Source organism: Pseudacidovorax sp. RU35E, from assembly GCF_900156165.1.
Lineage (GTDB): Bacteria > Pseudomonadota > Gammaproteobacteria > Burkholderiales > Burkholderiaceae_C > Xenophilus.
Window position 1 is genome coordinate 14,194 of record NZ_FTMY01000017.1, and the last position, 22,299, is coordinate 36,492.

General features: G+C 70.9%; 22 protein-coding genes. 8 read left to right on the forward strand and 14 right to left on the reverse strand.

Annotated elements, in window-relative coordinates; all coding sequences use genetic code 11:
- The first annotated feature begins 27 nt into the window (after positions 1-27).
- Together BXA03_RS23875 and BXA03_RS23880 are read left to right on the forward strand one after the other, a co-directional pair.
- Positions 28-1,011 (forward strand): threonine dehydratase, encoded by a 984-nt coding sequence (locus tag BXA03_RS23875; protein ID WP_076511686.1) that lies wholly within the window; start codon positions 28-30, stop codon positions 1,009-1,011.
- A 124-nt stretch (positions 1,012-1,135) separates the two neighbouring features.
- Positions 1,136-1,810, forward strand: coding sequence for a histidine phosphatase family protein (locus BXA03_RS23880; protein WP_076511687.1), 675 nt, complete (start codon positions 1,136-1,138; stop codon positions 1,808-1,810).
- Here the strand turns inward: BXA03_RS23880 and cutA are convergent, their stop codons facing one another.
- From cutA to BXA03_RS23895, 3 genes are read right to left on the reverse strand one after another with little or no spacing between them, the layout of a single operon-like run.
- Positions 1,811-2,146: a divalent-cation tolerance protein CutA gene (gene cutA / locus BXA03_RS23885; RefSeq protein WP_076511688.1), complete on the reverse strand. Its 336-nt coding sequence runs from the start codon at positions 2,144-2,146 to the stop codon at positions 1,811-1,813.
- Between the two features lie 4 nt (positions 2,147-2,150).
- Positions 2,151-2,402 carry a GlsB/YeaQ/YmgE family stress response membrane protein gene (locus BXA03_RS23890; protein ID WP_076511689.1) on the reverse strand — a complete coding sequence of 84 codons (252 nt, stop codon included), beginning with the start codon at positions 2,400-2,402 and terminating at the stop codon, positions 2,151-2,153.
- Between the two features lie 44 nt (positions 2,403-2,446).
- Positions 2,447-4,141, reverse strand: a complete 1,695-nt coding sequence (locus BXA03_RS23895; RefSeq protein WP_076511690.1) for an ATP-binding protein — start codon at positions 4,139-4,141, stop codon at positions 2,447-2,449.
- A 224-nt stretch (positions 4,142-4,365) separates the two neighbouring features.
- On the opposite strand from BXA03_RS23895, the gene BXA03_RS23900 reads away from it, so the two are divergent.
- Positions 4,366-4,986: a YbhB/YbcL family Raf kinase inhibitor-like protein gene (locus tag BXA03_RS23900; protein WP_076511691.1), complete on the forward strand. Its 621-nt coding sequence runs from the start codon at positions 4,366-4,368 to the stop codon at positions 4,984-4,986.
- 68 nt (positions 4,987-5,054) lie between these two features.
- On the opposite strand, the gene BXA03_RS23905 is transcribed toward BXA03_RS23900, so the two are convergent.
- Together BXA03_RS23905 and BXA03_RS23910 are read right to left on the reverse strand one after the other, a co-directional pair.
- Positions 5,055-5,903: a creatininase family protein gene (locus tag BXA03_RS23905; RefSeq protein ID WP_076511692.1), complete on the reverse strand. Its 849-nt coding sequence runs from the start codon at positions 5,901-5,903 to the stop codon at positions 5,055-5,057.
- A complete protein-coding gene (locus BXA03_RS23910; protein WP_083716389.1) occupies positions 5,900-6,880 on the reverse strand; it encodes a LysR family transcriptional regulator in 981 nt (326 codons plus the stop codon). Before BXA03_RS23910 ends, BXA03_RS23905 begins: the two co-directional genes overlap by 4 nt.
- Before the next feature lie 89 nt (positions 6,881-6,969).
- Here BXA03_RS23910 and BXA03_RS23915 point away from each other — a divergent pair, with 89 nt between their 5' ends.
- The gene (locus tag BXA03_RS23915) at positions 6,970-7,980 is read left to right on the forward strand and encodes a zinc-binding alcohol dehydrogenase family protein (RefSeq protein ID WP_076511693.1); all 1,011 of its coding nucleotides are present in this window, start codon (positions 6,970-6,972) and stop codon (positions 7,978-7,980) included.
- A 217-nt stretch (positions 7,981-8,197) separates the two neighbouring features.
- Here the strand turns inward: BXA03_RS23915 and BXA03_RS23920 are convergent, their stop codons facing one another.
- From BXA03_RS23920 to BXA03_RS23955, 8 genes are read right to left on the reverse strand one after another with little or no spacing between them, the layout of a single operon-like run.
- Entirely contained in the window at positions 8,198-9,073 is an 876-nt protein-coding gene (locus BXA03_RS23920; RefSeq protein WP_076511694.1) for an isocitrate lyase/PEP mutase family protein, read from the reverse strand.
- A 21-nt stretch (positions 9,074-9,094) separates the two neighbouring features.
- Positions 9,095-10,303 carry an ABC transporter substrate-binding protein gene (locus BXA03_RS23925; RefSeq protein ID WP_076511695.1) on the reverse strand — a complete coding sequence of 403 codons (1,209 nt, stop codon included), beginning with the start codon at positions 10,301-10,303 and terminating at the stop codon, positions 9,095-9,097.
- A 58-nt stretch (positions 10,304-10,361) separates the two neighbouring features.
- Complete coding sequence (locus tag BXA03_RS23930) at positions 10,362-11,105, reverse strand: ABC transporter ATP-binding protein (protein WP_076511696.1); 744 nt, start codon at positions 11,103-11,105, stop codon at positions 10,362-10,364.
- A complete protein-coding gene (locus tag BXA03_RS23935) occupies positions 11,089-11,946 on the reverse strand; it encodes an ABC transporter ATP-binding protein (protein ID WP_234983817.1) in 858 nt (285 codons plus the stop codon). Before BXA03_RS23935 ends, BXA03_RS23930 begins: the two co-directional genes overlap by 17 nt.
- Entirely contained in the window at positions 11,943-12,920 is a 978-nt protein-coding gene (locus BXA03_RS23940) for a branched-chain amino acid ABC transporter permease (protein WP_234983818.1), read from the reverse strand. Before BXA03_RS23940 ends, BXA03_RS23935 begins: the two co-directional genes overlap by 4 nt.
- A 7-nt stretch (positions 12,921-12,927) precedes the next feature.
- Positions 12,928-13,791 (reverse strand): branched-chain amino acid ABC transporter permease, encoded by an 864-nt coding sequence (locus BXA03_RS23945; protein ID WP_076511697.1) that lies wholly within the window; start codon positions 13,789-13,791, stop codon positions 12,928-12,930.
- A gap of 11 nt (positions 13,792-13,802) precedes the next feature.
- The gene (locus BXA03_RS23950; protein ID WP_076511698.1) at positions 13,803-14,372 is read right to left on the reverse strand and encodes a 3-isopropylmalate dehydratase small subunit; all 570 of its coding nucleotides are present in this window, start codon (positions 14,370-14,372) and stop codon (positions 13,803-13,805) included.
- On the reverse strand, positions 14,369-15,655 hold the full coding sequence (locus BXA03_RS23955) for a 3-isopropylmalate dehydratase large subunit (protein ID WP_076511699.1): 1,287 nt from the start codon (positions 15,653-15,655) through the stop codon (positions 14,369-14,371). The genes BXA03_RS23950 and BXA03_RS23955 overlap by 4 nt, the downstream gene beginning before the upstream one ends.
- A gap of 135 nt (positions 15,656-15,790) precedes the next feature.
- Between BXA03_RS23955 and BXA03_RS23960 the strand changes: the two genes are divergently transcribed.
- Positions 15,791-16,636, forward strand: a complete 846-nt coding sequence (locus BXA03_RS23960; RefSeq protein WP_076511700.1) for an IclR family transcriptional regulator — start codon at positions 15,791-15,793, stop codon at positions 16,634-16,636.
- 13 nt (positions 16,637-16,649) lie between these two features.
- Here the strand turns inward: BXA03_RS23960 and BXA03_RS23965 are convergent, their stop codons facing one another.
- Positions 16,650-17,978, reverse strand: coding sequence for a PQQ-dependent sugar dehydrogenase (locus BXA03_RS23965; protein ID WP_076511701.1), 1,329 nt, complete (start codon positions 17,976-17,978; stop codon positions 16,650-16,652).
- A 117-nt stretch (positions 17,979-18,095) separates the two neighbouring features.
- Here BXA03_RS23965 and BXA03_RS23970 point away from each other — a divergent pair, with 117 nt between their 5' ends.
- The 3 genes from BXA03_RS23970 to BXA03_RS23980 all read left to right on the forward strand — a co-directional run bounded on the left by BXA03_RS23970 (position 18,096) and on the right by BXA03_RS23980 (position 22,263).
- Positions 18,096-18,914 (forward strand): alanyl-tRNA editing protein, encoded by an 819-nt coding sequence (locus BXA03_RS23970; RefSeq protein WP_083716392.1) that lies wholly within the window; start codon positions 18,096-18,098, stop codon positions 18,912-18,914.
- Between the two features lie 122 nt (positions 18,915-19,036).
- Complete coding sequence (locus tag BXA03_RS23975) at positions 19,037-21,301, forward strand: protein-disulfide reductase DsbD family protein (RefSeq protein ID WP_076511702.1); 2,265 nt, start codon at positions 19,037-19,039, stop codon at positions 21,299-21,301.
- 251 nt (positions 21,302-21,552) lie between these two features.
- Positions 21,553-22,263 carry a thioredoxin family protein gene (locus tag BXA03_RS23980; RefSeq protein ID WP_083716394.1) on the forward strand — a complete coding sequence of 237 codons (711 nt, stop codon included), beginning with the start codon at positions 21,553-21,555 and terminating at the stop codon, positions 22,261-22,263.
- The last annotated feature ends 36 nt before the right edge of the window (positions 22,264-22,299 follow it).

A 22,299-nucleotide genomic window follows, 5' to 3' on the forward strand; every position in this document is an offset into this window, starting at 1 on the left:
CGCTTCCTTGCCTTTCCAGGACCCGCCATGCGCTTTTCTGCCGACGACATCACCACCGCCCTGGCGACCGTGCGCAGCGCCCTGCCGCCCACGCCGCAATACCGCTGGCCGCTGATCGAGCAGCCGCTCGGCGCCGAGGCCTGGGTCAAGCACGAGAACCACACCCCGGTGGGCGCCTTCAAGGTGCGCGGCGGGCTGACGTATTTCGAGCATCTGCGTCGCACGCAGCCCGAAGTGCGGCATGTGATCAGCGCCACCCGAGGCAACCACGGACAGTCGGTCGGCTTCGCGGCGCGACGCCATGGCCTGCAGGCCACCATCGTGGTGCCGCACGGCAATTCGCTCGAGAAGAACGCCGCCATGCGCGCCCTGGGCGTGGAACTGGTCGAGCACGGCGATGACTTCCAGGCGGCGGCCGACCACGCTGCCGCGCTGGCGACGCAGCATGGGCTGCACCGCATCCCGTCCTTCCACCGCGAACTGGTGCGCGGCGTGGCCACGGCCTACGTCGAATTCTTCGAGGCGACGAAGGCTGCCGGCGGCGCGCCGGACGTGCTGTTCGTGCCGATCGGGCTGGGCTCGGGCTTTGCCGGCGCGGCGGCGGCGCGGGCTCATTGCGGCGTCGCCACGCAGCTGGTGGGTGTGGTGTCGGCGCATGCGGACGCCTGCCTGCAGTCCTGGCGCAGCGGCACGCTGGTGGAGTCGCCCGCCACCACCCGCATCGCCGACGGCATGGCCTGCCGCACGCCGGTCGCCGAGTCGGTGGCGGTCGTGCGCGCGGAGGCCGAGGACGTGGTGGCCGTCAGCGACGACGAGGTGGCCGCCGCCATGCGCCTGCTCTACACCGCCACGCACAACGTGGCCGAAGGCGCCGGCGCCGCCGCGCTGGCCGCGGCGCTGCAGCAGCGGGGACGCTGGGCGGGAAAGCGCGTCGGGCTGGCGCTGACTGGCGGCAATGTGGATGCACCGATGTTTGCCGAGGTACTGGCCGGCGCTGCCACCGGGGGCTGAGGCAGGCCCTTCCTCTCCCGCACGGCGAGAGGGCGCACAGCAGCGGTCACCGAAGCGACGGCCGCCGCGCCCCCCGTCCCACGCGCGACAAGCGCAGCACGCTCGCTTTGGACAATCGCCCGCCATGGGAACGCTCTACCTCGTGCGCCACGGCCAGGCCTCGTTCGGCTCCGACGACTACGACCGCCTCAGCGAGCTCGGCCACCGGCAGGCCGAACGGCTGGGCGAATACTGGCGCGAGCGCGGCATGCGCTTCGATGCGGTGATCACCGGCACCCTGCGCCGCCACCGCGAGACCTGGGAAGGCATCGCCCGCGGCATGCAGCTGCCGCCGCAGGACGTGCTGCCCTGGCCGGGCCTGAACGAATACGACAGCGAGGCGGTGGTCGCCACCATCCATCCGGAGAAGCTGCCCAAGGCCGACACGCCCGAGCTGTACAAGGCCCACTTCCGCCTGCTGCGCCAAGGCCTGTCGGCCTGGATGAACGGGCAGGCGGCACCGGTGGGCATGCCGAGCTATGTGGACTTTCTGGCCGGCGTGACGACCGCGCTGGACCATGTGCGCGACCGCCACCATGGCGCGAAGGTGCTGGTGGTCAGCAGCGGCGGGCCGATCTCGACCGCCGTGGGCCATGTGCTGGGCACCTCACCCGAAACCACGATCGAGCTGAACCTGCGCATCCGCAACACGGCCGTCACGGAGTTCGCGTTCACGCCCAAGCGGCACATGCTCGTGACGTACAACACCCTGCCGCATCTGGACGGTCCGGCCTACGAAAAGTGGGTGACGTACGCCTGATCAGGCGGCCGCGGGCGGCTCTGCGGTGGCTTCGGCCAGCCAGCGCAGGTAGGCCGGCGAGCCGGCCGTGATGGGCAGTTGCACCACCTCCGGCACGGCATAGCTGTGCTTCTCGTCGATCAGCGCCTGTAGCGCCTCGAACCGGCCTGCGCGTGTCTTGCAGATCAGCAGCCACTCGGGCTCGCGGCGGGTCTCGCCTTCCCAGCGGTAGACGCTGCGCACCCGCTGGATCTGCACGCAGGCCGCGAGGCCCGCCTCGACCATCGCGCCGGCCAGATCCTCGGCCTCTTCTTCGGTGCCGGCCGTGGTCATCACCACGCATGCGGTGTCGGTCATGACTTCAGCGGCGGCGGCCGGCGACCATGCCCCAGACGAACAGCAGGATGATGGCGCCGATCACCGAGGCGATGAAGCCGGCCGGCTGGCCCACCGTGTACCAGCCCATCGCCTGGCCCAGGTAGGTGGCGATGAAGGAGCCCACGATGCCGATCAGCGTGGTGACGATGAAGCCCGCCGAGTCGTTGCCCGGCTTGATGGCGCGCGCCACGAGGCCGACGATGAAGCCGATGAGGATGGTGCCGATGATGCCCATGGTGTTCTCCTTGAAGGTTGAGAGGGTGAAGAAAAGGGTACTGCTCAGTGCAGGGTGCCGGGGCGCGGACCTGCGGTGGGCGCCAGCGCCTGGACCACGCAGGCCGCCAGCGCAGAAATCTCGAACGGCTTGATGAGGATGGACTGCGTGCCCAGCACGCGCCCCACTTGCGCCATGTCCGCATAGCCGGTGGCCAGCACCACGGGCACCGCGCCCACGCGATTGCGTGCATGCACGATGAACTCGGCTCCGGTCATGCCGGGCATGGCGTAGTCGACCACCATCAGGTCGGGCCGCGGCTGCGCGCCCAGGACCTCGAGACCCTGACGGCCGTCCTCGGCCTGGGTGACGCGACATCCGAGCAGCGCCAGGCTGTCGGCGATGACGCGGCGCACTTCGGCATCGTCCTCCACCACCAGCACCGAGCGGCCCGAAGCCAGCGCCTGGACTTCAGCCTCGGGCGGCGGGGGCGCCGCGTCCGCGGCCGGCGCGGCCACCGCGGGAAAGAGCAGGTTCACACGGGTGCCGTGGCCTTCCTCGCTGTCGATGGTCGCTTCGCCGCCCGACTGCCGCGCGAAGCCGTAGACCTGGCTCAGGCCCAGCCCGCTGCCGCTGCCGAGCGGCTTGGTGGTGAAGAAGGGATCGAAGACCTGGCCCAGCACGCCGGCCGGGATGCCGGTGCCGGTGTCCTGCACGCGCACGGCCACGAAGTCGCCCGCGGGCAGGCCGCCTGCGGCCTCCCGCTCCACGTGCTCCGTGCGCACCGTGAGCACGCCACCGGCCGCCATGGCCTCGCGCGCATTCACGGCCAGGTTGATGAGGGCCATTTCGAGCTGGCTGGCGTCGAGGACGGCCCAGCACGGGGACGGGTCGAGTGCCAGTTCCACCCGCACGCCCGAGCCGACCGAGACCGCGATCAGCTCGCGCATGCCTTCCACCAGCGCATTCACATCGGACAGCCGCGGCAGCAGCGACTGCTTGCGGGAGAAGGACAGCAACTGACCGGTGAGCCGCGCGCCCTTGGCCACCGCGCCCCGCGCGCGGCCACTGATCTCCTGCACCTTGGCTTCCTTGGAAAGGCGCCCCAACAGGTCGAGGTTCATCTGTACCACGTGCAGAAGGTTGTTGAAGTCGTGCGCGATGCCGCCGGTGAGGCGCCCCACGGCTTCCATCTTCTGGGCGTGCAGCAAAGCGGCCTGGGCGCGCTCACGTTCGCCGATTTCGGCCGTCAGCCGGTCATTGGCGCCGGCCAGCTCGCGCGTGCGCTCGGCGATGCGGGTCTCGAGTCCGGCATTCAGGCGTTGCACCTCGGCACGCGCAGCCTCCAGCTGATCGATCTGCTGGCGCATCGTGTACTGGCGATGGCGCTGCCGCACTGCGGCATGCACGGCGCGGGCGAGCGTCTCGTCGCAGGCGGGATGGTCCACCACCACCACGTTGCCCAGTTCGCGCAGCCGAGCCATGGCCTCGGGCGTGTGACCTTGCTGGCTCATCAGCACGACAAAGGGGAAGTCGGACCAGGCGGGCTGTGTCGACAGCCAGGCATCGAGCGACGCATCGGGCAACAGGGCCAGCGAGGGGCCGGTGAGCAGCGCGGCCGCCGCACCTTCCTGCAGGTGCGTCATCAGCCCCGCCATCGAGGCGCACGCCACGGCGTTGAGGCCAAGGCCGCGGGTGACGCGGGCAAGGGCCTCGGCGTCCGCCGGCACGGGCGCATGGATGAGGACGCGGCGCTCCATGCGTCAGCGGGCGGCCACCGCCACTGGATCGGACAAGGTCAGGAAGGGGTGGCAGGGCATGGAGACGGAACCGGGGGAATCGACAGGCCAGGTACATCCGCAACGGCGGCACTGGACACAAATAGGACGACGGTCAACGAACACATTCTGGCGAGCGCGTCTGGCGCGCCATGTCGTTTGAAGTCCTACATCGGTGTGGGTGACTTGCGCCTAATTTGCGAGCCATGCTCGAAAAACTCCCCGAAGCCATCGGCCACGCACTGTCCGGCGTGCGCGCCGGTCTAGACGACATCGTCTTCAACACAGCGGGCCTGCGGGCGGGTCATGGGACGCTCGAACTCACCAGCCTGGCCTTCGGGGACCATGCGCCGATTCCCCAGCGCTACACCGCCGACGGCGAGGGCCTGTCACCGCCGCTGGCGTGGACAGGCGTCCCGGCTGGCACGGCAGAGCTGGTGCTGATCGTGGAGGACGCGGATTCGCCCACGCCGTGGCCACTGGTGCATGCCATCGCCGTGAAGCTGCCGTCGGAGGACGGCCACCTGTCCGAAGGGGCCTGGCCGAGCCCCGACCATGAAGGCGAGGGCCTTCACGCCGGGCGCAACTCCTATCTCCAGGCGGCCTGGCTGCCGCCAGATCCTCCCCCGGGCCACGGGCCGCACCGCTATGCCTTCCAGCTCTATGCACTGGCCGCGGGCGAACCCCTCGACGAGACCCCCGGCCGCGACGCGCTGGTGGATGCGATCAAGGCACGGGCGATGGCCAGCGGGCTGCTGATCGGTACCTATGCGCGCGGGGATGGAACGATTCCCGTCGGCGACGCGGGAGCGGTGGCAGCGGGCTGAATCCCGCTCGCCCAGCGTGGGCGCCGGGATCGCGACGCCTGTGCCCATTCGCCGAAGGCGAGCACGCCTCAGCGCCGCGGCGGATCGACGCCCAGCGTCGAGAGCGGAAGGCGCGAGACCTCGGCCAGCGCCTGTGCCAGTCCGCGCGCGGCGGCGTCCAGCAGGGCGTAACCTTGTGCGCGCGTCGCCGCCGCCGCGTTGCCGGCCGCTCCCTCCGGGTGGTAGTCCTGCATGGCCCAACCCAGCTTGGCACTGCGGCCGTTGCCCAGGATCGCGTAGTCGCGGGCCCGCTCGCGGGAGGTGGACGGAAAGTCCTTCACCGCGTAGTGCCGTACCTGCTGCGGCGCCAGCGCCAGCATCAGTGCTGTCTCGAATTCGCCGGCGTGTACGTCGAAGCGGTCTGGCACCAGCGGCTGGCCGGTGGTGGCGTCCGTCAACGGCAGGTTGAACCAGCTCAGGCTGTAGACGATCAGGTCGTGCGCCTCGCGCAGCTCGCGTGCGGCGATGTCCATTGCGCCGGTGTGGCCGCCGTGGGCGTTGAAGAGCACCAGCTTGCGCACGCCGGCCCGCGCGACGCCTGCGCCGATCTCCTTCCACAGGCGCAGCACCGTCTCCGACGACAGGGTGAGCGTGCCGGCGAAGCGGGCATGTTCGGGGCTCAGGCCCACGGGCAGCGTGGGCAGGAAGAGCGCGGGCAGTTCGGACGGCAGCAGCGGCAGCGCGGCCTGCACGATGCCCTCGGCGATGACGGTGTCCACGCCCAGCGGCAGGTGCGGGCCATGCTGCTCGGTGGCACCCAACGGCAGCACCGCGACGGTGGTGGCCGGGTCCAGCGCGGCGAAGTCGCGGGTGCCGAGTTCGGCCCAGAAGCGGGGAAACGTCGGCGGCATGGGCGGCTTGGCGGGCGTGGCGGTCATCCGGCAATGTTAGGCCGGCCCGCCGCACTGCCTGCACCGGTGCTGCCTCCGGCGGTGGCGATGCCGGCCGGATCGTCGGCCAGCCAGTGCGCCAGCCAGTCGGCCAGGAAATCCACCAGCGCCCGCACTCGCGCTGGCACGAAGCGGTTGCTGGGCAGCAGGGCATGCAGCGGATAGGGCTCGGTGTCCCAGTCGGGCAGCAGGCGCACCAGGGCGCCGCCGTCCAGGTCGGCCCGCACGTCCAGGTAGGACTTGAAGGTGATGCCCACGCCGGCCACCGCCCATTCGCGCGCCAGCGAGGCATCGTCGGCATGGCGGTCGCCGTCGATGCGCACCGCCACCCACTGGCCGCCCTGGCCGAAGCGCCATTCGCGCTGGCGGCGGCCACCGCGGTGGAAGCTCAGGCAGTTGTGCTGCGCCAGGTCCTGCGGCGTGCGGGGCATGCCGCGCCGCTGCAGGTAGGCAGGGGCGGCGCAGAGCACGGGTCGGGTCTGCGCCAACGGGCGCGCCACCAGCCGCGAGTCGGCCAGCGGGCCATAGCGCAGGGCCAGGTCCACCTCGTCGCGCATCACGTCCAGCGGCCGGTCGCCGACCGACAGCGCCAGCTGCACGCCGGGATGCCGGGCCAGGAACTCGTCGAAGGCGGGCAGCAGCACGCGGCGGGTGAGGTCCGAGGGCGCCGCCACCCGCAGCGTGCCGACCAGCTCGCCACGGCCGGCCGTCACCTGCGCCTCGGCCTCGGCCAGCAACTCGAAGGCGCGGCCGGCGTAGTCGAGCAGGGTCTGGCCCTCGGCGGTGAGCCGCAGCGCGCGTGTGGAGCGCTCGAACAGCCGCGCGCCCAGTTGCGCCTCCACCCGCTTGAGCGCCGCGCTCGCCGCGGCCGGCGTCAGGCCCAGCGTGCGGCCCGCCGCGCTCAGCGAGCCGCCGCGCGCCGCCTCCTGCACCAGCCTCAGGTCGGCCAGATTTTCAATTCCCATTTGAAGATGATGCCACCGGCGAGCAGCTTATCAATGCGGGGCGCGGAACCTAGAGTGGAGTCATCCCTCTTCCCTGCCTGGAGAACCCCATGAAAGCCGTCGGCTACCGCCAGAACCTGCCCATCGAACAACCGGAATCGCTGATCGACCTCGACCTTCCCGAGCCGCAGCCCGGCCCGCGCGACCTGCGCGTGCGGGTGGCTGCCATCTCGGTGAACCCCGTCGACACCAAGGTGCGCCGCAATGCCGCCCCCGAGGCCGGCCAGGCCCGCACGCTCGGTTGGGACGCCGTGGGCACCGTCGATGCCGTCGGCAGCGCCGTGACCGGCTTCGCCCCCGGCGACCGGGTGTACTACGCTGGCTCCATCGTGCGGCCGGGCGCCAACAGCGAGCTGCATCTGGTCGACGAGCGCATCGTCGCAAAGGCCCCGGCCACGCTGGGCGATGCGGAGGCCGCGGCCCTGCCGCTCACGGCCATCACGGCCTGGGAGCTGCTCTTCGACCGCCTCCAGGTGCCGCGCGGCAGCGGCGCCGGCCAGACGCTGCTGGTCACCGGGGGTGCCGGCGGCGTGGGCTCGATCCTGATCCAGCTCGCGCGGCAGCTGACACAGCTGCGGGTCGTGGCCACCGCCTCGCGGCCCGAGACCCGCCAGTGGTGCCTGGACTTGGGCGCCCATGTCGTGGTCGACCACAGCCGGCCGCTCGCCGCCGAGCTGAAGGCCGCCGGCATCGAGGCCGTGGACCTCGTCGCCAGCCTCACGCAGACCGCGCAGCACTACCCGCAGCTGATCGAGGCGCTCAAGCCCCAGGGCCGCCTGGGCCTGATCGACGACATGCCGCAACTGGACGCGATGCCGCTGAAGACCAAGGCCATCTCTCTGCACTGGGAAATGATGTTCACCCGCTCGCGCTTCGAGACGCCCGACATGGCCGAGCAAGGCGCGCTGCTGGCCGAGGTGGCCGCGCTGGTCGACGCCGGCCGCCTGCGCACCACGCTGGGCGAACACTACGGCCGCATCGACGCAGCCAACCTGCGCCGCGCCCATGCCTTCGTCGAAAGCGGCCGGGCGCGGGGCAAGGTGGTGCTGGAAGGCTTCTGAGCCGCCGGCCCCGCACGCGGCGTGCGTGCCATGCCGGCGGGGCGCGACGCGTGGCTCGGAAGGTGTGAACGAGCCCGGCGTGGCCGAGCGGGCTGCGAAAACGTGGCCAATCAAGGCGCAAAGCGCAGCCATAGCTCGGGCTATGGCGAGCATTTGCAACGCGGAGTGGGCGTGTTTTGGCAGAACGAGCGGGCATGGCGGGCTCGTTCACACCTTCTCAGTCCTGCTGCTCGTAGTGCGCCTGCCGCGCCTCCATCTCCGCCCAGCCGATCACCCGCTTGAACTCGGCCATGGGCACCTGGCCGGCCGGCAGGCCATCCACCTCGCCGCTGCGGCGGGCGGCCAGCGTGGCCAGATTGGCCTGCAGCGCATGCACCGTGCTCATCAGCGTGACGATGGGATAGGTGGCGAAGGCCGCCACCGACTCCACCTGCTCGCGCGTGAGCTTCTCCATCCACAGGCCCTGCATCAGCTGCAGCGAAAGCCGGCGGCCCGACACCTCGCGCAGCTTCACCAGGTCCTCGTAGCCCTTGAAGGTGCGCGAGATCGGCTGGATCAGGTCGGCGCCCGCCTCGGCATAGCGCGCGGCGCGGTCCATGGCCTCGGCGGGGTCGAGCACATCGGTGCGCGCGACGATCAGGAAGTCCGGGTCCTGCCGCGCGTCGACCGCGGCGCGGATGCGCGCGACCGCATCCTTGACCGGCACCACCGGCATCACCGAGGCGGCGGCGGGGCAGCGCTTGGGGCTGATCTGGTCCTCGATGGAGATGGCGGCCACGCCCGCCTTCTCGAACTCGCGCACGGTGCGGGCCACGTTGATCACGTTGCCGTAGCCGGTGTCGGCGTCCGCGAAGATGGGCTTCTTCACAACGTTGGCGATGCGGTTGACCACCGCCACGTTCTCGGTGAGGGTGTAGACCTCCATGTCCGGCTGGCCCAGCAGCGAGGCCGAGATGCCGAAGCCGGTGGTGAAGATGCCGTCGAAGTCCGACTGGTCCACGAGCAGGGCCGACAGGGCGTCCTGCACGCCGGCCATCCAGAAGGTGGGGCCGTCGGTGATGCGTTGGCGAAGGGTCTGGCGCAGAGTGGGCATGGTGGCTCCTTTCGCGGACGGTCAGCGCTTGACCGGGTCGATGTAGCCACCCAAGGGCGCGAACTTGTCGCCTTTCAGCTCCATCAGTGCCACGCCGGTCTGGCCGCGGCGCGAATAGGGGCCGGCGTTGAGCGGCTGGAAGGTGATCTTGGGGCCGATCTTCTGGTCGAAGTCCTTCAGGCCGTCCAGCGCCGCCACCACCTTGGCGCGCGAGGGCTCGTTGCCCGCGCGCTGCAGCGCCTCCACGGCGACGGCCGCGGCCGAGTAGCCCATCAGCGCATTCGACGATGGCGCCGACTTGGGATAGGTCTTGGTGTAGCGCGCGAAGAAGGACTGGATCGCCGGGTTGTCGCCCTCGATGGCGTCGTAGTAGGAAGCCACGTACAGCTTGGACTGCGTCTTGCCCAGCAGCTCCACGAACTTGGGATCGTTCAGGCCGCCGGCACCGAACACGGTGGGCTTCCAGCCCAGCTTCTCAGCGCTGCGGAAGAACTGCACCGCCTCCTGGCCCAGCGCATAGACCACCACCACATCGGGCTCGGCCTGCTTCAGCTTGAAGACCTGCGAGGTGAGGTCAGTGGCGAAGCGCTCGAAGCTCTGCGCCTCGACCAGCTTCATGCCGTGCTTCTCCAGCTGCTTGACGGCGATGTCGTAGGCCGGTTTGCCCCAGCCGTCGTTCTGGTAGAGCATGGCCACCTTCTTGGCCTTGAGCGTGCCAACGGCATAGTCGATGTACGCGGCCGTCTCGGTGGACTGCGGCGAGGGCAGCACATAGAGCAGCTCGCGCGGCGGCGTGCTGGTCAGGTCCGAGATGGACAGCGCGCCGATGGTCGGCACCTTCTTGGTCGAGCTGTATTCGTAGGCGCTCACGTTGGTGGCGTGGCCGATGTTGCCCACCATGGCGAGCACGTTGTCGCGCTCGATCAGCAGCTTGGCATTGGCCACCGACTTGGCGGGCTTGAGCTCGTCGTCGTAGGTGATCAGCTTGATCTTGCGGCCGTTGACGCCGCCCTTCTCGTTGACCATGTCGAAGTAGGTGCGCATGCCCTCGTCCACGGCCTTGCCCATGTAGGCCAGCGTGCCGGACAGCGGCTGCGAGGAGCCGAGCACGATCTCCTTCTCCAGCACGCCTTCGTCCTTGTTCTCGAAGGCGGCGGCCGGCAGCGCGGCGGCGGCCAGCGCACAGGCGGCCGCGGCGATCAGGGTGCGGCGGGAATGCAGCGTCATCATGGGTATGTCTCCTTGGGGTGGGTTTGTCGCGGAAGGAAGAAGCGCAAGGGCCGTGGCATCAGCCGCCCAGGTAGGCGCGGCGCACGTCCTCGTTGCCGGCCAGCTCGGCCGCGCTGGCCTGCATGACCACGCGGCCGGTCTCGATCACATAGCCCTCGTCCGAAATGTCCAGGGCGATGTCGGCGTCCTGCTCCACCACCAGCAGCGTCAGGCGCTCGCGGTCGCGGATGTCGCGCAGGGTGGAAAAGATGGCGTCCTTGAGGATGGGGGCCACGCCCATCGAGGGCTCGTCCAGCATCAGCAGCCGGGGCCGGGCCAGCAGGCCGCGGGCGATGGCCAGCATCTGCTGCTCGCCGCCCGAAAGGGTGCCGGCGCGCGAGCCGATGCGCTCCTTGAGCCGCGGAAAGTAGTCCAGCACATGCGTGATGTGGTCGCGCACCTCGCCGGCGGGGCGGGTGTAGCCGCCGAGCATCAGGTTCTCGCGCACGCTCAGCTGCGCGAACACCATGCGGCCCTGCGGCACATGGACGATGCCGCGGCGCACCAGCGTCTCGGCCGGCACGTTGGCGATGGACTGGCCGTCGAACTGCACCGTGCCGTCCATGACCGGCAGCAGGCCCGAGAGCACGCGCATCAGCGTTGTCTTGCCGGCCCCGTTGGCGCCCAGCACGCAGACGATGCGGGCCTCGTGCACAGTGAGGCCGATGCCGTGCAGCGCGCGGATCTTGCCGTAGCCGGCCGCGAGCCGCTCCACCTGCAGCAGCGGGCGCGCGGCGCCCGTGGGTTCAGCGACGTTGGCCACTCTTGCCTCCTCCCAGGTAGGCCTCGATCACGGCCGGATGCGATTCGATCTCCCGCGGCGTGCCCTGCGCCAGGAAGGCGCCGTTGTGCATCACGGTAATGGTGTCGGAGATGGACATGACCAGCGGCATGCTGTGTTCGATGAGCAGCAGCGTGGCGCCGGTGCGTGCCTGCAGCGTGCGCAACGTGTCGCCCAGGGCGTCGATCTCGCGGTTGTTCATGCCGGCCGCGGGCTCGTCCAGCAGCATCAGCACGGGCTCCAGCGCCATGGCGCGGGCCAGTTCGACCAGCTTCTGCGTGCCGTAGGGCAGGTCGCGCACCAGCGTGTGGGCATGGGGCGCGAGGCGCAGCTCCTCCAGCAGAGCCTGCACGCGCTCGCGCTCGGCGCGCTCCTCGCGGCGCTGGCGCGGCAGGTTGAGCAGGGCCTCGGCCAGCGTGGCGCGCATGGCCTGCGAGCGGGCGATGAGCACGTTGTCGAACACCGTCAGCTCGGCGAAGAGCTCCAGGTTCTGGAAGGTGCGGGCGATGCCCAGGCGCGAGATCTGGTGCGCCTTCAGGCGCAGCAGGTCGTGCTCGCCCTGCGCCGTGCGCAGCAGCATGCGGCCCTGCTGCGGCGTGTAGAAGCGGCTGATGCAGTTGAGCATCGTGGTCTTGCCGGCACCGTTGGGGCCGATGAGCGCATGCACGGTGCCGGGCATGACGTCGAAGCCCACGTCCTGCACGGCCACGATGCCGCCGAAGCTCATGCGCACACCGGCCAGGGACAGCAGTGGTGCGGCGGCACCGGCCGGCCGCGCCGCGCCCCGAGCGGGCGTGGCCTGGGCGTCGATCGCGCGCATCATGTGCCCTCCTTGCCGGGCGCGTCGGCGCCGGGCAGGCGGCGCGTCTTGAACAGGCTGGCCAGCCCGTCGGGCAGGAACATCAGCGCCAGGATCATGGCCACGCCGTACAGCGCGCGCTGGAACTGGTCGAAGCCGAAGTAGGTGAGCAGCTGCGGTGCGCCGATGACGAAGATCGCCCCCAGCACCGAGCCCAGGATGGAGCCCAGGCCGCCCACGATCACCATCGACACGAAGCTGATCGACACCATGATGTTGAACAGCGACGGGTCGATGAAGCGCACCAGCGGCGCATAGAGCGCGCCCGACAGGCCCGTATAGAAGGCGCAGACGCCGAAGGCCACCAGCTTGAGGCCCGTGGTGTTGAGCCCCAGCGCGCGGGCCGCCGTCTCGCTGCCCTTGATGGCCAGGAAGCCGCGGCCGAAGCGGCTGCGCGCCAGGTTGCGCGCCAGCCAGAGGGCGGCGCCCAGCACGCAGGCGGCCAGCAGGTGGTAGGCGCGCTCGTCCAGCGCCAGCCCGAAGAGCGTGGGGCCGGGCGCGCCCATGCCGTTCTCGCCGCCGGTCAGGTCGCCGCCGGACTTGGCGATCTCCACCGAGATCATCACGAAGCCCAGCGTGGCGATGGCGAGGAACACCTCCTCCAGCCGCAGCACCGGCAGCGCCAGCACCAGGCCGACCACCGTGGCGATGGCCGCCGCGATGAGCATGGCCAGCAGCATCGGCACGCCGAACTGCTGCGTCAGGATGGCCGTGCCGTAGGCGCCGATGCCGAAGAACACCGCGCCCGCCATCGAGATGAGGTTGGTGTAGCCGGTGAGGGTGTTGGTGCCGAACGAGGCCAGCGTGTAGATCAGCACCAGCGTGGCGATGTAGAGCACGTAGCCGCCGGGCACCAGCGGTGCCAGCACCAGCAGGGCCACGAACAGGGCGGGAGCCAGCCAGGGGCGGCCGTCGAGCAGATGGGTCATGCGCGTCATCGCTTACTCAGACCTTCTTGACCTGCCGGCGCGCCAGCAGCCCGTGCGGCCGCAGCACCAGGATGGCCAGCATCACGATGAAGGGCACGGCGTCCTTCCAGGCCGAGGACACATAGGCGCCGGTGAGGTTGCTGCTCACGCCGATGATCACGCCGCCCAGCAGCGCGCCCGGCATGCTGCCGATGCCGCCCAGCACCGCCGCCGCGAAGGCGAAGTGCAGGGCGTGCTGCATCATCGAGAAGTGCACGAAGGTCAGCGGCGCGATCAGCAGCCCCGCCGCAGCCGCGATGACGTGCGACAGCGCCCAGGCCAGCGCATAGATGCGCTTGATGGGGATGCCCATCAAGCGCGCCGCCACCGGGTTCTCCATGGTGGCCTGCATGGCGATGCCCAGCCGCGTGAAGCGGAAGAAGGCGAACAGCGCCGCGGCCAGCGTGGCGCACACGCCCACGATGCCCAGGTCGATGCCCGACACCACCGCATCGCCCACCTGCAGCGGCGTGCTCGGGAAGATGCTCGGCAGTTCCTGGGTGTCCTTGCCCCAGATCCAGATGGCCATGTCGCCGAACAGCAGGAACAGCCCCAGCGTGCAGATGGCCGAGGACAGCAGCGCCTTGCCGATGAAGCGCCGGATGATGAAGCGCTCGATCGCCATGCCCAGCGCCGCGCCGAACAGCAGCGTGAGCGGCACCACCGCCCACATCGGCAGACCCAGCCGCACCAGCGTGCAGGCAGTGAAGGCCGACAGCATGGCGGCCTCGCCATGCGCGAAGTTGAGGATGCCCGTGGCCTTGAACACCATCACGATGCCCAGGGCGATGAGCCCGTAGATGGCGCCCAGGGCGACGCCGCTGACGATCATCTGCAGCATGCGCGACGCCCTCAGCCTGCCGTGGCGCCGGTGGTGGCGGCGTCGGCGGCCGCCTTCTGCGCCGCCTCGCGCGCGAGCCGTGCCTTCAGGTAGGGCACGAAGCCGCCGGCCGCCAGCGTGCCCCGCTCGACCGAGGACAGCGGCTCGAAGGGCAGCTCGGCACCGGTGTCGAGGTTGAGCACGCGGCCGAGCGCCCAGTCCACGCGCAGCCGCTGCCAGCGCGCGGTGGCGGCGCGGATGCCCGGGCAGGTGACGAGCGGAAAGCCCATGCTGATCTCGCCGCGGAAGAAGCCGGGCGAGAAGGATTCGGCGATCACACCCTCCACGCCCAGGTGGCGCATCGCGCGCATGGCCGGGTAGTGCGGATGGCCGTAGCCGAAGTTGTGGCCGCCCACCAGCAGGTCGCCCTTCTGGACGCTGGCGGCGAACTGCGGGTCATAGCTGGTCATGGTGACCCCGGCCAGCTCATGGATGTCGGTGATCTTGATGTTCTTGATGCCCACGATGAGGTCGATGTCGTAGTCGTCCTCGGTGAAGATCCAGGCCGCGCGGCCTTCGAGGTTGGGCAACTGGGCGCTCATGCCGCGCTCCCTTCGGCCGCGGCGGCCGCCAGATAGGGCCGCGGGTCGGCGATGCGCCCCTCCAGGGCCGAGGCGGCGACCACCGCCGCATTGCACAGGAAGATCTCGGTATCGGCACTGCCCATGCGGCCGGGCGTGTTGAGGGTGCCCGTGGACACCGCGCGCTGGCCGTCGGCCATGGTGGCGATGCGGCCGTAGCAGTAGTCGCAGCTCGACGAGCTGATGAAGGCCCCGGCATCCACCAGGGTGGCGATCAGGCCCTCGCGCGCGGCCTGCGACATGATGGCCTGCGAGGTGGGCACCACATGCAGCTGGAAGCCCGGCTTGATGCGCTTGCCGCGCAGCACGTCGGCGGCGGCGCGCAGGTCCTCCAGCCGGCCGCTGGCGCAGGAGCCCAGGTAGCCGGTGTGCACCTCCAGGCCCGCGTACTCGGCCAGGTCGCGGGTGTTGGCGGGGCTGGGCGGTGCCACGACGATGGGCTCCAGCGCCGAGATGTCGATCTGCACCACGCGCTCGTACACCGCATCCGCATCGGGATACACCGGGTCGAGCGCGATCTTGGCCCGCTCGCGGGTGTACGCCAGCGTCTTGGCGTCCGGCGCGATCAGCATGGTGGTGGCGCCCAGGAACATGGCCTGGCCGCAGATGGTCTGGCGGCCCTCGATGCTCATGGCTTCGATCACCGGGCCGCTGAGCTCCACCACCTTGAAGCGGCAGGAGGACGGGCCCATCACCCGCACCATGTGGTGGAACACGTCGCGCGCCATCACGCCCGGCTGCAGCGTGCCGGTGAGTTCGACCTTGACGGTGGCGGGCACGGTGAGCGCCATCTTCTCGCTCACGAAGGTCTCGAGCACGCTCTTGCGCGCGCCGAAGGCCAGGGTGCCGAAGGCGCCCAGCTGGCTCACATGGCCGTCGAAATGCACGGCGAAGGCGCCCGGAGTGGCATAGCCCAGCTCGGCCGACACCTGGTGGCCGATGCCCTCGCGCTCGTGCACCGGCACGCCCTGCTCGGCGCCCCAGGCGCGGGTGACGCGGTGCAGTTCTTCTTCCTTGGGCGCGGCGGCCGGGACCATGTGGTCGATGAAGAGCACGAAGCGCTCGGGGCTCGTGACCTTCTCGACGCCGAATTCCTCGCGGGCCTCCTTGAAGAACACGTCGGTGTAGCCGGGGAAGTCGTAGGCGATCACGAAATCCGGCCGGGCCAGGATCTCGTCACCGGCCTTCACGGTGGGCAGCCCGGCCACGCGGGCCAGGATCTTCTCGGTCATCGTCAGGGGCATGGCGCCTCGTCTCCTTATCCACAATGTGGCGCCCTGTTCGGCGCCCATGGATGGATTACAGAGCGCCCACCCGGCTCACCCTGATGCGGTTAACCCTAGATTGCCCACAATGTGGATGCAAACTACAAAGCCCACATGAGTGAAGAGAACGAGGAAGTCGCCGAAGGCACAGACGGACCGCCACAAGGTGGACAGCAGCGCACCGGCACGCAGAGCATCGAACGGGTGGTGAACATGCTCCGCGTTGTGGCGTCCCGGGGCCGCAATGGCATGCGCATCGGCGAGGTGGCGGCCACCAGCGGACTGCCGCAGAGCACCTGCTTTCGCATGCTCGCGCGGTTGGAACTGGAGGGCCTGGTGGACCGCGATGCACGCACCCGCAAGTACTACCTGGGGCCGCTGCTGCACGAGCTGGGCCTGCTGGCGCGTCCCCGCTACCGGCTCAGCGAGATGTGCGACGCGGCCCTGCACCGGCTGGCCGAGACCACGCAGGACACGCTCTACCTGAGCGAGCGCAGCGGCCTGGAGGCGGTGTGCACCAACCGCGCGCTGGGCGACTACCCGATCAAGGCATTGCCGCTGGACATCGGCATCCGCCGGCCCCTGGGCGTGGGCGCGGGCGGGCTGGCCATGCTGTGCGCCATGCCGGCGGCCGAGGCGGAGTCGATCATCCAGGCCAACGGACACCGCTATGAGAAGTACGCCTCCTTCTCGGCCGACTTCCTGCGCGAGGTCGTCGCCCAGGGGCGGCATCAGGGCTACTCGTTTCTGGACAGCGCGGTGACGCCCGGCACGGCGGCCATCGGCGTGGCATTTCCGCCGGACAACCCGGTCGCGGCCATCAGCGTGGCCGCGATCTCGGGCCGGCTGACGGCCGAGCGGCGCGAGGAGATCGCGCGCGAGGTGCAGCGGCAGGTGCGGCTGATCTGCGCCGACATGACGGCGCATGCGCTGCTGCCGCCGGAGGCGGGCGCCAGCTAGGGCTCGAGAGACGTCAACGCGCGCGAGACACGCGCCAAACCGCGCCGCCCACGTCGTCGGCCACCAGAAGCGCGCCCGACTTGTCCAGCGCCACGCCCACCGGCCGGCCCAGCGCCTTGCCGTCGGCCGAGAGGAAGCCCGTGAGGAACTCGCGCGGCGCCCCGCTGGGCTTACCGCCGATGAAGGGCACGAAGCTCACGCGGTAGCCCGAGGGCGGGTTGCGGTTCCAGGAGCCGTGCTCGCCGATGAAGGCGCCGTTGGCGAATTCCTCCGGCATGCCGCGCGCGCTGGAGAAGGCCAGGCCCAGGGGCGCCACGTGATTGCCCAGCGCGTAGTCGGGGCGGATGGCGGTGGCCACCTTCTCGGGTTGCTGCGGCTGCACGCGGGTGTCGACCATGCCGCCCCAGTAGCTCCAGGGCCAGCCGTAGAAGCCGCCTTCGCGCACCGAGGTCAGGTAGTCGGGCACCAGGTCGCTGCCGATCTCGTCGCGCTCGTTGACCACCGTCCACAGCACATTGGTGTCGGGCTCCCAGGCCATGCCGTTGGGATTGCGCAGGCCGCTGGCCATCATGCGCTTGGCGCCGGTCGCGCGGTCCACCTCCCAGATGGCGGCGCGGCCTTCCTCGTGCTGCATGCCGTAGTCGGCGATGTTGCTGTTGCTGCCGACGGTGACGTAGAGCTTGCTGCCGTCGCGGCTGGCGATGACGTTCTTGGTCCAGTGGTGGTTGAAGCCGGCGGGCAGGTCCGTCACCTTCACGGCCGCGCCACTCGCCTGGGTCTGGCCTTCGGTGTAGGGCAGCTTGACCAGCGCATCGGCATTGGCCACGAACAGCTCGTTGCCCACCAGCGCCATGCCGTAGGGCGAGGTCAGGCCGCTGGCGAAGACGGTGCGCGTCTCGGCCACGCCGTCGCCGTCGGCATCGCGCAGCAGGGTGATGCGGTCGGCACTGGGCACGCCGGAGCCGGCGCGCTTCATGACCAGGCCGGTGATCTTTTCCTTGATCTTGTCGAAGAAGCCGCCGGGCTTGGGATCGGCATTGCGGGGCCGGTCGCTCTCGGCCACCAGCACGTCGCCATTGGGCAGCACGTACACCCAGCGCGGATGGTCCAGGCCGCGCGACAGGGCCGTCACCTTGAAGCCGGGCAGCGGCGTGGGCGCGGCGGTGTCCTGCCAGCCGGTGGCGGGCGCCACCTTCATGGTGGGCAGCAGCGTCTTGTTGGGCGCGGGCAGTTGCGGGTTGGGGCCGGTGCCGGCCTCGAATGGCAGCTTGGCGGTGTCGCCGCAGCCGGCGAGGGCCAGCACCGCGGCGGCGGCAAGGGTGAGGGTGGCGGTGCGCATCATGGGCGCGGATGATCGGGGCGGACCGAAGCGGCGCATGTAGTCGCAGACCGCGAGCCGCCGGAAGCCGAAGGCTGCGCCCGCGCACGATCCGAGAGAGCCCAGGGCTACCATCGCAGGATGACCGCCGACGCCCCTGCGGCTGCGCCCTCGCCGGCCGCACCCGCCATCCCGCCCACGACCACCGACGACCTGTTCCGCGCAGACGCCTATCTGCGCGAACGCCCCGCCCGCGTGCTGCGCGTGGAGGCCGCAACCGGCACCGTGGTGCTGGACCGCACCGTGTTCTATCCGCTGGGCGGCGGCCAGGCCGGCGACAGCGGCGTGCTGCGGCTGGCCGATGGCGGCGAGCTGACCATCGCCGACACGCGCAAGGGCAAGGACGAGGAAGGCCAACCCACGGCCGAGATCTGGCACCTGGCTGCGCCGGAGCAGGAAGCCGTGCTGGCCCGTCTGACACCGGGCGACACCGTCACCGCCGCCATCGACTGGGAGCGCCGCCACCGCATGATGCGGCTGCACACCGCCAGCCACCTGCTGTGCCACCTCGTGGCGCAGCCGGTCAATGGCTGTTCCATCACGCCCGAGGCGGTGCGCGTGGACTTCCACATGAGCGAGGCGCTGGACGCCGCGGCCCTGGCCGAGGGCCTGACTGCCCTGGTGGCCCAGGCCCTGCCGGTGACCGTGGGCCGCGTCACCGATGCCGAGCTGGACGCCAACCCCGGCCTGGTCAAGAGCATGAGCGTGCAGCCGCCGCGCGGCAGCGGCACGGTGCGCACCATCCGCGTCGGCAGCACCGAGGCGCCCATCGACCTGCAGCCCTGCGGCGGCACTCACGTGGCCAACATCGCCGAGATCGGCGCGCTGCGCGTGGCCAAAGTCGAGAAGAAGGGCGCGCAGGCCCGGCGCGTGGTGCTGGCCTTCGCCGAGGCAACCTGATGACGGCCTGGCGGCACGCTGCGGCCGACGCCGTAGACGGATGCGCTGCGGCTGGCGGCAAGAAAGGATCCACGACCCTGGCGGCCGGAACTTCAGGCCCGGGCCCCGCTCCGACCCCGCGCATGCGCACCGCCCTCTCCCCTCTTCCTGTCCGCTGGCTGCTGCCGCTCTTCGCGGCCTTCCTGCTGGCCACGGGCCTGCTGCCCCGCGCATCCGCCCAGCTCACGCCCGCCAGCAACGGCGGCGGCAGTGCCGTCGTCACCACGCCGCATGTGCGGGCCGAACTGGTGGCCCAGGCGCCGCAGGGCGTGGGCCCCGGCGCCACCGTCTGGCTGGGCCTGAAGATCAGTCACCAGCCCGAGTGGCACACCTACTGGAAGAACGCCGGCGATTCCGGCCTGCCCACCGAACTGCGCTGGCAGTTGCCGCCCGGCCTGGACGCTGGCGAGGTCGACTGGCCGGTGCCGCACAAGCTCTTCATCGGCAGCCTGGCCAACTACGGTTACGAGGACGAGGTGCTGCTGCCAGTGCCTGTGACGGTGGCGCCGGACTTCCGCCCGCCCACCACGCTCCCCGGTACGGCCACGCTGCCGATCCGCCTGTCGGCCACCTGGCTGGTGTGCCGCAAGGAATGCATTCCCGAGGACGGCGAGTTCCGCCTTGACCTGCCCGTGCGCAGTTCGACCGCGGGCCATGGGGCCGAGTTCGACGCCGCCTGGGCCGCGCGGCCGGTGGCGGTCGACGCGGCCGCCACCGCCAGGCTCGCCACCGATGCCCGCAGTCTGGCGCTGCGCGTCGAGGGCCTGCCCACCGCTGCGCAAGGTCGCCCGCTGGAGCTGATGCCCGAAACCGCCGAGGTGCTGCGCAACGGCGCCGTCGCCGGCACCGACTGGCAGCAGCGCTGGGAGGGCGGCGTGTGGACGGCGCAGTTCCCGGTGGCCGACCAGCGCTCGGCCAGCCCTGCGCGCATGCCGCTGGTGCTGGCCCTCACCGGCGAGGATCGGCGGAAGGCCGAGGTCGCCGGCGAGCCCGTCGGCTGGCGGGTCGATGCCGCGGTCGACGGCCAATGGCCCGCCGTGGGCGCGCCCGCCACGGTCTCGCCCGCGCTGCAGGCGGCGTTGGACGCAAATGCCCGCCCGGCCGCGCCCGTGGCCCCCACCTCGGTCGCGCCGGCCGGCCTGCTGCTGGCCCTGCTGGGCGCCTTCGCCGGGGGCCTGCTGCTGAACCTGATGCCCTGCGTCTTCCCGGTGCTGGCGATCAAGGTGCTGGGCTTCACCCGCCATGCCGACGACCGGCGCGGCCACCGGCGCGCTGCCCTGGCCTACAGCGCGGGCGTGGTGCTCAGCCTGCTCGCCCTGGGCGGCCTGCTGATCGCGCTGCGCGCGGCGGGCGCGCAACTGGGCTGGGGCTTCCAGCTGCAGTCGCCGGGCATGGTGGCGGCGCTGGCGGCGCTGTTCACGCTGCTGGGGCTCAACCTGGCGGGCGTGTTCGAGGTGGGCATGCTGGCGCCGGCGCGGCTGGCGGGGGCGCAGGTGCGCCATCCGGTGCTCAACGACTTCCTCTCCGGCGTGCTGGCGGTGCTGGTGGCCTCGCCCTGCACGGCGCCGTTCATGGGCGCCTCGCTGGGCCTGGCCATCGGGCTGCCGGCGGCGCAGGCGCTGCTGCTCTTCGCCGCGCTGGGGCTGGGCCTGGCCCTGCCCTACCTGCTGGCCGGCTTCGTGCCGGCGGTGGCGCGGCTGCTGCCGAAGCCCGGTCCCTGGATGGACACGCTCCGGCGGCTGCTGGCGTTCCCGATGTTCGCCACCGTCGCCTGGCTGGTGTGGGTGCTGGGCCAGCAGGCCGGCATCGACGGCGCGGGTGCGCTGCTGGCGCTGCTGGTGGCCGGCAGCGCCGTGGTCTGGGCGCTGGGCACGCTGGCCGGCCGCACGCGGCTGCTGCTGGGCGGCATGCTGGCGCTGGGCTTTGCGGCGCTGGCCGTGAGCATCGGGCCGCTGCTGCTGCAGATGGCGCCTGCGCCGCAATCCACGGCGGGCGGCGCATCGGCCGAGTCGCGTTGGCAGCCCTGGTCGGCCGAGCGTGTGGCGCGACTGCAGGCCGAGGGCAAGCCGGTGTTCATCGACTTCACGGCTGCCTGGTGCGTCACCTGCCAGGTCAACAAGAAGACCACGCTGGGCAATGCCGCGCTGCTGGCCGACTTCGACGCCCGCGGCGTGCAGCTGCTGCGCGCCGACTGGACCCGGCGCGACCCGGCCATCGCGGCCGCGCTGAATGCGCTGGGGCGCAATGGCGTGCCGGTGTACGTGCTGCAGGCGCCCGGGCGGGCGCCGGTGGTGCTGAGCGAGCTGCTGTCACCGGCGGAGGTGCGCGACGCGCTGGCTCGGCTGTAGGCCCGCGCTGCCGGACAGTTGCGCCAAGGTGCCGTTGACACGCGCGGGCCTGGCTGGAGCATTGTGCGCAATGTTGAGTCGACTGCCTTTGATGCAAGCCGCAGCGGGCATTTCCCCCGGCCCGTACAGGTTGTCGCGCGGGCTTCAAGAAAGCGGTCTAAGCTCCCGCTGCGCTTCATCATTCAACCCGGCCACCACGGCGCTCAAAGACCGTGCAAGGCCTCCTTCCGTCATGAGGAGCTGATCCATCCATGTCGACCTCGCCGTCGCCATCCAACCTTTCGCGCACCGAGCGCGCCGCGCGCAATGTCCGCGCAGCCCGTGCCGCCCTCTCCCGTGCTTCCCGCCGCGCCGTCATGACGGCCGCCATGGCCCTGGGCGCCAGCCTGCTGATCAACGCCCAGGCCCATGCCGCCCCGACGGTGGGCCAGAAGGCGCCCGACTTCGTCGCCGTGGACACCAACGGCCAGCGTCACCAGCTGTCCGATTTCGCCGGCAAGTACGTGGTGCTCGAATGGACCAACCCCGGCTGCCCCTTCGTGCGCAAGCACTACGGCAGCGGCAACATGCCGGCCACCCAGAAGGCCGCCACCGCGCGGGGCGCGGTCTGGCTGGCCATCAATTCCACCGAGCGCGCCGCCAGCGACTACCTGCCGCCGGCCGAACTGGCCGCGTGGATGAAGGCACAGTCGGGCGCCCCCACCGCCGTGCTCATGGACGAGGACGGCATCGTGGGCCAGGCCTATGGCGCACGGACCACGCCGCACCTGTTCATCATCGATCCCAAGGGTGTGCTGGTGTATGCCGGTGGCATCGACAGCATCGCCTCGGCCCGGCCCGACGACATCAGGACCGCGACCAACTATGTGAATCAGGCGTTGGCCGATGCCTTTGGCGGGCGCCCGATCTCGGCGGCGAGCACGAAGCCCTACGGTTGCTCGATCAAGTACCGAACGAGTTGAGCCAAGGCACGGGCGGCGGCACCGCTGCGACAATCC